This window comes from Xanthocytophaga flava (genome assembly GCF_030068545.1).
GTDB classification, from domain to species: domain Bacteria; phylum Bacteroidota; class Bacteroidia; order Cytophagales; family 172606-1; genus Xanthocytophaga; species Xanthocytophaga flava.
Genome location: NZ_JASJOR010000016.1, coordinates 80,971 through 93,371, shown reverse-complemented (window position 1 = coordinate 93,371; position 12,401 = coordinate 80,971). Strand labels below are relative to the sequence as shown.

At 38.4% G+C, this 12,401-nt stretch carries 8 protein-coding genes; 1 reads left to right on the top strand and 7 read right to left on the bottom strand.

Features of this window, described 5'->3' with window-relative positions; translation table 11 throughout:
* Nucleotides 1-103 precede the first annotated feature (103 nt).
* From QNI15_RS22225 to QNI15_RS22195, 7 genes are all read right to left on the bottom strand, one after another.
* Nucleotides 104-3,247 (bottom strand): ATP-binding cassette domain-containing protein, encoded by a 3,144-nt coding sequence (locus tag QNI15_RS22225; RefSeq protein WP_314033573.1) that lies wholly within the window; start codon nucleotides 3,245-3,247, stop codon nucleotides 104-106.
* A gap of 377 nt (nucleotides 3,248-3,624) precedes the next feature.
* Nucleotides 3,625-3,987, bottom strand: a complete 363-nt coding sequence (locus QNI15_RS22220) for a DUF1987 domain-containing protein (protein WP_313979616.1) — start codon at nucleotides 3,985-3,987, stop codon at nucleotides 3,625-3,627.
* Between the two features lie 76 nt (nucleotides 3,988-4,063).
* Nucleotides 4,064-4,615 (bottom strand): SiaB family protein kinase, encoded by a 552-nt coding sequence (locus QNI15_RS22215; RefSeq protein WP_313979619.1) that lies wholly within the window; start codon nucleotides 4,613-4,615, stop codon nucleotides 4,064-4,066.
* 95 nt (nucleotides 4,616-4,710) lie between these two features.
* Nucleotides 4,711-7,386 carry a PAS domain S-box protein gene (locus QNI15_RS22210; protein ID WP_313991394.1) on the bottom strand — a complete coding sequence of 892 codons (2,676 nt, stop codon included), beginning with the start codon at nucleotides 7,384-7,386 and terminating at the stop codon, nucleotides 4,711-4,713.
* A 69-nt stretch (nucleotides 7,387-7,455) separates the two neighbouring features.
* The gene (locus tag QNI15_RS22205; protein WP_314033571.1) at nucleotides 7,456-8,310 is read right to left on the bottom strand and encodes a GAF domain-containing protein; all 855 of its coding nucleotides are present in this window, start codon (nucleotides 8,308-8,310) and stop codon (nucleotides 7,456-7,458) included.
* Nucleotides 8,311-8,357: 47 nt separating this feature from the next.
* Complete coding sequence (locus QNI15_RS22200; RefSeq protein ID WP_313979625.1) at nucleotides 8,358-8,975, bottom strand: chemotaxis protein CheB; 618 nt, start codon at nucleotides 8,973-8,975, stop codon at nucleotides 8,358-8,360.
* A 162-nt stretch (nucleotides 8,976-9,137) separates the two neighbouring features.
* Complete coding sequence (locus QNI15_RS22195; RefSeq protein ID WP_313979627.1) at nucleotides 9,138-9,989, bottom strand: CheR family methyltransferase; 852 nt, start codon at nucleotides 9,987-9,989, stop codon at nucleotides 9,138-9,140.
* 543 nt (nucleotides 9,990-10,532) lie between these two features.
* On the opposite strand from QNI15_RS22195, the gene asnB reads away from it, so the two are divergent.
* The gene (asnB, locus tag QNI15_RS22190) at nucleotides 10,533-12,398 is read left to right on the top strand and encodes an asparagine synthase (glutamine-hydrolyzing) (protein ID WP_314033568.1); all 1,866 of its coding nucleotides are present in this window, start codon (nucleotides 10,533-10,535) and stop codon (nucleotides 12,396-12,398) included.
* Nucleotides 12,399-12,401 lie beyond the last annotated feature (3 nt).

The following is a 12,401-nucleotide window of genomic DNA, read 5'->3' as shown; positions in this document are numbered from 1 at the left end:
TTTTGAAATAAGTCGCAAAAAACCATAGTATTGTTATTTCTTTATATAGTAGAGAAGACAATGGTATATGCTACAAACATTGTCGTCTCTATTAACAGTATAATTAATTGGTAGCAACTTTTTTCTTTGCAAATGGCATATCAAGCTTTACACGTATACCACTCAATTTTTTCTTGATCCCTTCCAGGCTTGTCAGAACAGCCTTAGGTAAACGAATATTACCAAAGGCATAGAACAATTTGCGGAAAGCCTCGAAGTATAAGGTCACATACAAAAATCCTGTGAGTGCCCAGAGAATAATAATATTAAAGTAATAGGTATCAAATAATCTCCCAAACAATGGTTTTTGTGGAGCTAGAAAATGCGTCCTGTAATCCAGTATAGATAATACTTCAGGATCTCTGAACACAGGGTCAGTTTGTTGTAACAATTTTCCATTGTACTCTACAATTCTATCTTTCGCACTGGTATTCTTCATAAGATCTGCCAGTGATTCATTGTAGAACTGATTCTTATAAGATGTCAGATTAAACGTCTTATTTTTTTCTTTGTAAGCAATGAATTGGTCTTTTATATCTCTAGCCTTATTAAACTGTTCAATATTAGCTTCTTTGACCTGTTTAATAAAGGCACTTAATTTAACAGACTTTTCCTTAGAAAATTTATCTAGTGTGAGTGCATCCAATTGAAGAGTTTCCACACCAGGTTCTTTCATTAATGCTCTTTCTAGAATCATTAAGTCCCGTTCAGCCAAAGACTTTACCGAATCATCTTTAGCAGAAAAGTTTTCTGTTACAAAACTTAGTCTGTTCTCTAACTCAGGAACCAGATATGTATATTTAAAATATGCCTGGCTCTCTTCTTTTTCCAGATCATAGAAAGATTCCTGATAGGCATTATTTTTAAACTGATCTACTGCTAATGCTTCAAAACCCCAACGAGCAGCAATTACATCTGCCAGTACAGGTACTTTGTCTTTACTGCTTACTGCTTCATTTAGTTTGTCAAAGCTGAAAATAATACCACTAAATATCATCTGTGGAATCAGTAGTAACGGAATCGTTATATACACTGTTACAGCAGAGTCAAAAGAAGCAGACATATTCAATCCGAGCACATTGGCAAAACAAGATAATGTGAACAGAATCAGCCAGTAGCTAAATGTCATGCCCTGAATATCCAGTATCCAATGTCCTACAACCACAAAAGTCAGCGTCTGAATCGCAGATAATGTAAACAGAATCAACACTTTTGACGTTAGATAACTGGTACGGCTCAGATTTAGGAAAGATTCTCGTTTCTGAATTTTTCGGTCACGTATAATCTCTTCAGCACTTACTGTCAGACCCATGAATAAGGCTACCAAGACACTCATCAAAATGAACGCAGGTATATTATCATTATATCTGTAAGAATAGTCAGCTGTCTCAGAAGTATTTGTATATCGAATCACAAAAGCCAGTAAACATGCTAGTAATGGAGCCTGTAACAGGTTTATAAGCATGTATTGTACATTGCTGACTTTCGACAAGAAATCCCGAATCGTAAAGATGGTAGCTTGTTTGATGCGAGATGGAAGATTCAACGCTTTTGGCGGCAACTCCGTTATGGTAGTAACTTCGTCCATCCTGAAGTTTGTCAGGTATTTATCATTCCATTGTGCCGGTGTGACTTTACGTTTACTGGTGTATCTTCCGTATTCATCCACCACCTTAGCCTCGATGATATTAAATATCTGTTCGGGGTTTACGTTACCACACGTATGGCACTGACCACGTTCACTATCTACCTGATTTGTAGCCCGTTTGAAATAAGTTACTGCTTCTACCGGGTTGCCGTAATAGATAGGAAAACCTCCAGTATCCAGCAAAAACAGCTTGTCAAACATCTTGTAAATGTCTGAACTAGGCTGGTGGATAACCACAAAGATCAGCTTTCCCTTCAGTGATAATTCTTTTAATAAGTCAATTACGTTCTCCGAGTCACGGGATGATAATCCGGATGTAGGTTCATCCACAAACATGACTGCCGGTTCACGAATCAACTCCAAAGCAATGTTCAGACGTTTTCGTTGTCCACCACTAATCTTTTTATTTAGAACATTACCTACTTTTATGTCTTTGATATGATCCAACCCCAGACTTGCCAACACACTCATTACAGCTTGGTGAAGCTGTTCTTCATTCAGGTTAGCAAAGCAAAGTTTTGCATTATAATATAAGTTTTCATACACTGTCAGTTCTTCAATCAGCAGATCGTCCTGGGCAACATACCCAATTACACCCTGAATCTGATCTTTCTGTGCATGAATGTTGATTCCATTGATCAGAACTTCTCCTTTAGAAGGAGTTTCAATTCCTGCCAATACGTTCAGCAGAGTCGTTTTACCAGCACCACTACCTCCCATAATGCCAATCAGATTGCCTGGACCAGCTGCCAGATTGATATCACGCAATCCAATAGTTCCACTAGAGAAGCGATATTCAAGATTTTTGGCGTGAAAGGAAAGTTTATTGGCTTTGGCTGTATTCAGGAATATACCTGCTACATCACTATAATACAGTGGAGAACTATGTGCCAGTTTCAATGTACTACCATGCGAAAACAGATATATCTGTAATGGTTTGATAGGTAGTCCATTCAATAACAAATCTTCATGTCCGGCATATTTCACGAAATACATATCCACACTTGCGATATGGATAAAATACAGTTCGCCGGAGAAATGATCCAGATGTAAATATTTTGAGTGAGAATGTTCAGATGGTAAAGCGTCTTCACGTGCTACCAGCAATTTGACATCTGAAACAATGTCCAATAGATTATCCTTCAGTACAACACTCTCAATTAGTGAATACTCTTCTTTAACAATATTGAATACGGTTGAGACCGTATCAATAATGCTCATCCGTTGAGGAGTGAAGTTTTTATCAGAATTTACTAATTCCAATAGACGGATCAATACAATGACTTTCTGCTTTTGAGTCAACGTTTTGTTGATTTTCTTACAGATAGCCAATGTCTTTACAGAATCCTTTACAGATGTAAGTCTAGACCCGCTAGTGTCTTCTACTCCATATCCGGCTAACTCATCATAAAGGGCCAGATACCCCTGTACTGAATCCAGATCCAGTTCCTGTCGGAAAAACTGAATAACATAATTACGTTCCTTGACAGTGGCCCCACTATCCTGTTTGGTAATAATGGCAAACAGTTGGGTCAATGCCTTAAGTATTTCCTCACTCATAGCTGTAATTTTTAATTCAGAAACTGGAAAACAGCAATTTGATAATCAACTATTTTTTCAGTTTCTCAATTACGTTTTGAGAAATTAATGCTGGCAACTAAATAATTAAACTTTCGCACTGGAATGACAACAGGAGTATCTCTTCAGTACTGATACAAAGCTTTATCCCACAAGCCAGCATCTCTTTAGTAAAGCTTCATTCTCTGAATACAGCCACCTGCTTCATAACTATTTGGATTCTTCTTATTTTCAGGCAAGACGAAACCAGCTTGCAATCAACACGTGACTGCATTCAACAAGAAATCACTATCAGTCAGACTTAAAACAGAATTGTCTAAGCCTGTGTAGTCGAGACTACTCCTGTATGTCTAATGAGATTAATAAGCTTTGAAATCGAAAGGCACCTCTACTAATTCAGAGAACTCGCCTCCAGCTTCTTCCATATCTTCGTCGTCTTCATGGAAATACCATTCAACAGTAGTACCAGGAATTGCCTCCAACTTTGCCAGAATATCCAGGATAAGCTTAGAAGAAGCAGTATTGAAATACTCTAATTTGAATGTAAACTGAGTTTTGCTATTTGGTGTCTGTGCATAACGAGACAACCAATCTAATATAGGTCTATAGAATTCAGCAGTATCTTCTGGAAGGGAACGGCCAGATATTTCGAAAATACCATTCGATTTATCAAGAATAATTTTTGGCGTATCTTCTGCGCCTTCTAAATTGATGATTTCCATAATATGTAAAAGGATTTTAAATTCTTTCTGAAAGGATTAATAGATCAAATTATGTTTTAGGAATATTTTCAACAGTTTACACCTCCATGCCTGCCATGCGGGAAACACGAGTTTGTAATGAAAAGAACGATGTTTTTTCTGTTACCGGATGAAAATCATACTCCAGCTTCTGACCGGATTTCCGAGCCATATCCACAAAACCTAAGCCTGCACCACCTTTTTCCGAAAGTTCTGTATTCCGGATAATTTCTTTGTAAAGGTTCTTCAGACCTTCTTTGTCTAAACCATTGATCTGATCTAGTTTAGCAGACAAGAGAGCAATTTTGTCATTACGAATCGGATTACCTGAAGTAATAACGTATTCTTCATCTCTCTTTCCAACAATGAAAATAGCAGAATTGGGAGCATCCTCAATTGCTTCTTCAGCATGCTTACAGATATTCTGCAAACACTCCACCATTACATTGAACACTTTACGCTTGATACTGGACTCCTCTCCCATTGACTCCATATTGCGCTCTGTCATAGACAGAACCGACTTGGTAATCTCTTGCGTGAATTCTCCTTCATAGACTAAAATTAAGTCCTCTTGGATCATAATTCGGTGCAAGTCATAGATATACTTCATAGTTTTAAAAGATATATTGGATGAATACGAAATTTGCTTTATCTACTAATTGAAATTTATGAGTTAAACTATTCTTTTATATAAAAACGGATTTATTAAAATCTGATTCCTATCATAAGTACATCGTCAGTTTGTTTGGTATCACCTCTCCATCCCTCAAACTCCCGATCAAATATGGCATGCATCTGGTTCATACTCGCAGATGGGTTACCGGTAATCAGATCACGAATACGTTTTGGAGAGAACTTGCGATTATCAGGTCCACCAAACTGATCAGGGAAGCCATCTGAACAGAAGAATGCAGAGTCTCCTGAATTTAACTGGATAGTTGTAGTAACAAAGTTGGTTCTGTCTTTATACTGGCCACCGCCAATTGGGAACTTATCTCCTTTTATTTCAACCAATTCTCCTCCTGCCTGTAAGAAGTACAATGGCCTGTGAGCACCAGCATATTGTAATACATTCTCTTTCAGATTGATTTTACACAATGCGATATCCATACCATCACGTGTCGAACCTTCATCATTGGAGTCCTGCTTCAGAGTGGCTGTTACACCGCGGTCTAAACGATCCAGAATCTCTCCAGGAAGAATATTTTCACCACTTTCAGTTATGTTATTCAATAGGAAGTATCCAATCAGTGAGATCAAGGCACCTGGTACACCGTGTCCCGTACAATCGACAGCTGCGATATACAGATCATCTCCTTTTTGCATAAACCATGGGAAGTCACCACTTACGACATCTCTTGGCTTATATAGGATAAATGCATCCGGAAATACTGATTTAATAAGTTGATTTGCAGGAAGAATAGCGCCCTGAATTCGTTTCGCATAGTTGATAGATTCTGAGATCTTCTTGTTTTTATTAGAGATCTCCATCTCTGTCATCTTTCTTTCTGTAATATCACCCAATACAAACAACACCGATTCTACAGTTCCCTGGTCATTAAATTCCGGGATTGCTTTGATATCCATCACCCGAGTACCCACAGTAGAAGGAAAATCAATTTCAGTATTTACCTTTTCCTGAGTTTCTATCACCTGATTCAGAACAGAACGCCACGCATCAACCACAGAAGAAGTGATAGTGAGTTCGTCCAGGCTCTTTTGTTCAAATGTTTCTTTACGTTGCCCCGCATATACTTCAATCATTGGATTGATATAGAAGATGCGTCCTTCTTTATTGAAACGAATGATCAAATCAGGAGAGTTTTCAGATAGAGACTGCATCTGGCTACGCATACGCTGTTCTCTCTCTGCCCGAAGTCTCTCTGTAATATCCGTAGAGTTTATCAGAATACCTTCGATTGCTGGGTCATGCAATAAGTTTGATCCTGTTGCTTCCAGCCATATCTGCTCTCCATTCTTTCTATAGTAACTATACTGAACTGTATATTTCTGACCTGGGTTTGCCAGCAAATCTTCAAACATCTTTGTAATAGACTCTCTACCTGCTTCATCCACATGAGCCATATCGTCTGCCCCAATCAACTCTTCCTGTGAATATCCCAAGATTCGGTTTACAGAAGGGCTGGCATATCGGATAGTCCGGTCTTTTTCATAGATCATAATTACCTCTGCCGCATTCTCAAGTAGCTTCTGCAAACGTTTTTGTGCATGTACTACTTGTTCAACCTGGTATTCAAGCGCAGTATTGGCTCTTTTCAGTTCTTCCTGTGTTGCCTGCATCTCTTCTGCGTTCTGTTGCAGAATTTCCTGTTGTTCCTGAAGTTCCTGAGACTGTCTCTGGGACATTTCCAGCAATCGGCTGGTTTTCTCGTTTACTTTGATATTGAATACAGTACGTGCAATGATTTCACTTACTTCATTTATAAACTGAACGTTACGAGAGCTAAATTTTTCAAAGCCGGCAAATTCCAATGCTCCATACACTACCTTCTCACTCCCGATCACTGTCATCAATGGAACAACCAGTAAACACTTAGGCTTACGATCACCTAACAATCCAGAAGTAACTGTTACATACGTATCTGGAATCTCTGTTCGCAGAATAGTATCCCGCTCGGCAGCAGCCTGTCCTACCAGACCTTCAGCAAACCGGAACTGAGCTTTAAGATATTTTTTCTTGTTATAGGCATAGCTTGCCTTCATTTCAAGCATAAATCTGCCTTCATCCTCATCATTTACAACATACAGAGCACCTTGAATAGCACCTATTTTGCCTGTCAGATAAGATACTACTTTATCACTCAGTTCTTCCAACTCATTTGTTGAACGAAGAATATTTCCAATCTCAGCGACACCTGTTACAATCCAGTTACGTTCTTCATCCCGTTTGGCAGACTCCTGAATGCTATCACGCATATTCAGCAATGCCACACCTAACATATCATCCTGGCTCATAGGCTTAAATTCAGCCTCAAATTCTCCTTCTCCAATTTTATGAGCAAAGTCTGCCGTTTTGTGCAGGCCTTCTACCAGACGGTTCATTGTCTCAGTCATCTCACCAAATTCATCTTCACTTGACTTTTTAATTTTCTCAGGTAATACACCTTGTCCGAGAAGGCCCATCGTTGTTTTTAATGTCATCAATGGACGGGTAAGAAAGCGTGAAAAGAGAACTGTAATAACCAGAGCCAGCAACAGAATGATGACGCTTACGCCTACCATATAATATTGTATCTGCTCGGCGGGCACAGACTTACCCCCCAGATGGCTTATTACAATAATGGTTGTAGCTAAGGCAAGTACCACAATTGAGAGGACAAGTGCGGTAATTTTTGTGCCGATTTTTATATTTTTAAACATACCTGTTAGTAACTTATTTCGATTCAAGAATATGCTGAACTTCTGACTTTCTACTTTTTACTAGCATAGCTATACCAGACTTGCCTGTGGAACCAGAGAAATTACTTCTTCTTCCAGGAACTGACTATTGATACGATTACTAATCAAACGAGTCACTTCTGTTACCAGAGCTTCATCTGAACGGGTAAATCTCTTAAAGGATGCTATTTCGACCACAGCTACAACCTGTTCATCATAAATTACAGGTGCAATCAATAACTCTGCGGGTGAAGCTTTTCCCAAACCAGATAGTACAGTTACATATCCATCCGGTATATTTTTAATAACAACCTGCTTTCCTTCCTTGGCAGCCTGCCCTGCCAGACCTTCACCAAATTCATAATGAAAAGTTTTACTCTCGGCAATATGATACGCGTAGGTAGCAAATAATTCCAGAATACGTTTCCCCTCATATCTTTTGGCAACAAAGATGATTGCCTGAGAGGCTTCCAGTTCGCGACATACAGAGGAGAGAAGTTTTTCAAATACAGGTTTTAAATCACGGGATTGCTCGGCAAGGATACTTTCCATAGAACTTGCATTGTGATTTTTCCCCATTTCAGCCTGATCATCATCACTTGTATCAAGTCCATATTGCTTCTCTTCACTTTTCTTTACATATACAACTTGCACCTCTCCATTATTTCTGCTCAACAACAATATGGCAAGTGTTACAAGTGTAACTCCACTACAAATGGCAACAGATGTACCCAAGGCTTGTATTAAATTCTTAATAGATACCCAGGATGTGGCAATCTCTTTTCCAGACAAAGTATGAGCTTTATCTGTCAGAGATATATATTGATACCAGACATAGCCAATACTTGCCAGCAACCCAGCGATGGCTACAATAGAAAGAATAGTATATAATTTTCTTTTATTCATTGCTCTATCCCTGTTTTATCTTTTTAGTCTGAGATGTGTTTATTGTATTATTTGCTCATTAACGGACTTATTTTTTTATTCTGTTTGTGCACTTCAAGTAAAAACTGAAGGATCTTCTGCACTGGCCATACGTGATCAATTTGTGTAACCTTCATCGCAGAAGTTGGCATAGTATCTATCATACATTCAGCCGGATCCTGTACAATGGTCAATCCCCCCCAATCTTTAATCTTTTTCATTCCCAGAGCTCCATCTTTGTTGGCACCAGACAACAAAATTCCGATAAGCTTATTTTTATATACATATGCTGCGCTTTCAAGTGTCAGATCTATGGATGGTCTTGAGTGATTTACCATTTCATCTGTAGAAAGTGCAAATGAATTTCCAAGTTCAACTAACATGTGATAATTAGCAGGAGCCAGATATATCTTTCCTTTACGTATTGGCTCCTTGTCATCGGGCTCTTCTACAGTAATACTGCTTTTCAGATTCAGAGCCTCCACAAAACCCTGTCGTACGTGTTTCAGCCTATGCAAACACATGATAATCGGTAGTTCGAAATCAGTTGGTAAACCATTCAGTATCTTATTGATAACCTGAAAGCTACCAGCTGATCCTCCAATGACGATTGCTTTATATTGGTTCGTATTCTGAACAGGATTCACTTTCGTACTTTTTCGCGTTTAATAATTCGGCCATTTTGCTTTTATGTATTACCTGTCAAAGCAAAATCTTTTAAAAACTTTCTTATCAATCCTATTCATCTAATCAACCCTCAGAAAGCCTTATCTACAAACAGATCATTGTAGAATATTATTGGTAACGGATTAATCTTTTACTTTTTTGTAAACTTTCTCTTCATTATTGACAACAATGAAACGATTTGCCACCTCACACCAGATCAAAGACTCTTTTGAACCAATAATCAGATAACCATATTTAAATAAACTTTCATGAAACATTTTTAAAACCTGGTTTTGCAACTGTTGGTTAAAATAGATCATGACGTTACGACAAAGTATGATATCAAACTTGGAGAATGGCGTACAGTCTACCAGATTATGCTCTCTCCATGATACATTTTCTACCAATGTTTTATCCATTATAGCCTTGCCCCCTTCTTCCTTATAGTATTTCTCAAGTGAATGAGCACCCTGAAAACGGATATAGTTCTTCTGGTTCAATTCCATGTTTTTGATGGGAATCACACCAGCTTTTGCTTTAGCTAATATATCCGCATCTATATCTGTTGCCACAATTTTACAACGATCCAGAATCCCCATCTCTCTCAACATAATAGTCATAGAGAAAACTTCTTCACCAGAAGAACATCCGGCATGCCAGATACTCACATGATTATTGTTTAAGAGAATATTAGGTATAACCTTGTCCCGAACCTCTCTCCAGAAAGAAGGATCGCGAAACATCTCCGTCACATTTACTGTGATTTCTGAGATAAATTCTTTAATAAATCCAGGTTCGTCATTGACTCGCCTGATCAAACCATCAATCGTCGGAATACGATACAACTCCAGCACACGTTGGATTCTTCTTTTAAAGGAAGACATCGCATAGTTAGAGAAGTCATAGTTATACTTCTGCCGGAGAAGCTCCGTCAACCTCCGAAGTTCCGTAATCTCAATGTCGGGTGTTGTAATTATGTTCGGATATTGTAACACAGGACTTATTATTTTCGTAATGCAGATAGAACTACAGTTTTTTTCCTTTTTGGCTATTGCGAATTTAATGGAATTACATCTGTTCCAAGTATTTAGGCAGTAGTGCTATGTATAAAAGGGAGTAACTTTCAGGATGTATTTTGTCGATTTTCCCAAAGAAGGGTGCAGTTTTTGGGTACTTTCAAATGTCGGATATACGCATATATGATTACCTTTACGGCAACTTCTGTAATTAGCAGAAAAAGTTTCCTCAGACACAACTCATAGCTTGGAAACCGGGTCTGGGTACTTAAAAAAGGGTTTAGGCATATTCAGAAGTCCTTTTTCTCCAATAAAAGAAAGGGAATTTGATAGTGTAGTGACATAAAAAGGTGAATAGCCACCTAAAAATTACGCCTGTCCTTTGCAACAAAATATGCGCTTTGGCTAATTGTATCAAATAAGTAATAAATTCTCCAGAATTATGTGTATTTATGCCTCCTGGCCATTTCTATTTGTATCTCTTTTGCAATAAAATCCTCATTTTTCCTCTTTTTCAGATACATGTGTGGCATTCACATAATTATTGATAAGCAAAATCAACTGAATGAAAAACCCATTCAGCAAATGCTTTCGGCAACCTATTATCGTGGTCCTGACGCTCAGGTCTGGACTCAGATTATATCATCTCGTCAGACAGTCTGGATGGCGAATAACCGACTCAAAATCAGCGATCTTCGGGATATTGCCAATCAACCAATGAGTACGGCAGATGGGCAATTTACACTCGTATTTAATGGGGCTATATATAACCATGTTCCATTACGTCAGACTAAACTGTCAGACACTGAATTTGCTACTCTGTCTGACACAGAAACCCTATTACAGCTATTAGTCAGATATGGTCATTCCATTTTCTCAGAATTGAATGGAATGTTTGCTGTAGCTCTTTATGATAAATTTACTGAAACCCTTATCATAGCCAGAGATCGATGGGGGATAAAACCTCTTTACTGGTTTGAAAACGACGCATTTCTAATTATTTCTTCAGAGATCAAAGGAATACTGGCAACTGGATTAGTTCCCAAAAATCCCAACCTCAATCAGATACAGCATTATCTTTCGTTCAAGTTTCCCTGTCGTCCTCAAACATTTTATAAAAATATTTTTGAAGTCGAGCCTGGCAGAATTTGTCAAACTAGTTACAGTTCTGAGTTACATACAATCAGCCATCTGTCAATTCCTCAAAGGTCGACAAGTAAAATACTACATAAAGAAGAAGCGCGAAACAACATAGCACAGGCATTAGAAGAAACTATCTATCAATATAGTACAGCAGATGTACCAGCGGGCTTGTTTTTGAGTGGCGGTGTAGATTCTACTTTATTGCTAGCTAGCTTGTATGCCAAAGGTATAAAGAACTTCCCTGTGTTTACTATTGGATATACAGATTCTGATAAACCTTATGCGACTCAGGATCAGTATTTCGCGCAACAGGCAGCCAGGCAATATAAAGCAGATATGCATGAAGTTGTTGTTGATAGTCAATTACTCGATCAGTTTTCTGAGTGGGTAAGGACTATCGATCAACCTGTTGCAGATGGAGCAGCATGGCTTACCTATCTATTATCTCAGGAAGCCTGCAAATATGTTAAGATCATCTTGTCCGGAGCAGGAGCAGACGAACTATTTGCAGGCTATAATCGACATTGGGCTTATTACCAATACCTGAGAACACCATCCTTTATAAGAAAGGGCATCCCTTTATTGAATCATATTCCACACCATAAATTTTCTAAGACTCATTACGGTCGTCTATGGGAAAAAGCTCTGCAGCAGTTACACCCTTCACCAGAACAAACGTACATTCGTTTTACTAGTGGAGCTACTTCTTTTTCTTGGCATAAGGAGCTTTCATCCCGTATTCAGGAAGAACTTTTCACTACCACAAGCCAACAACAGTCACTAGAAAACTCTCTTGCTACAGCTTTACACTTTGACCAGTCACATTATCTGATATCAGATGTATTAACCATTACAGATCGGATGACTATGCAACATGGAATTGAAGCCAGAGTTCCCTATCTGGATAATACAGTAGTAGAACAGGCACAAAACATTTCAGCTACAGATCTGTTGAAATATGGAAAGAAGTGGCTATTGAAAGACATCCTTTCTCGAAAACAAGGTACAGCCTATAATAAACGACGTAAAGAAGGATTTGGAATGCCGTTAGGCCATTGGTTGCGGAAGCCTGTTTCGGATAACATATTCAGGTCTTTACAAAATTCTGATTCATTGATTTATGAGATTGTAGATTATGCCTGGGTACAACAGCTTAAAAAGAATCATATCACAGGGTCAGCTGATTATACCTCAGAATTGTGGGGACTTTCATTACTTGCAACTTGGTTGGAACTCAATTTTTAGGAT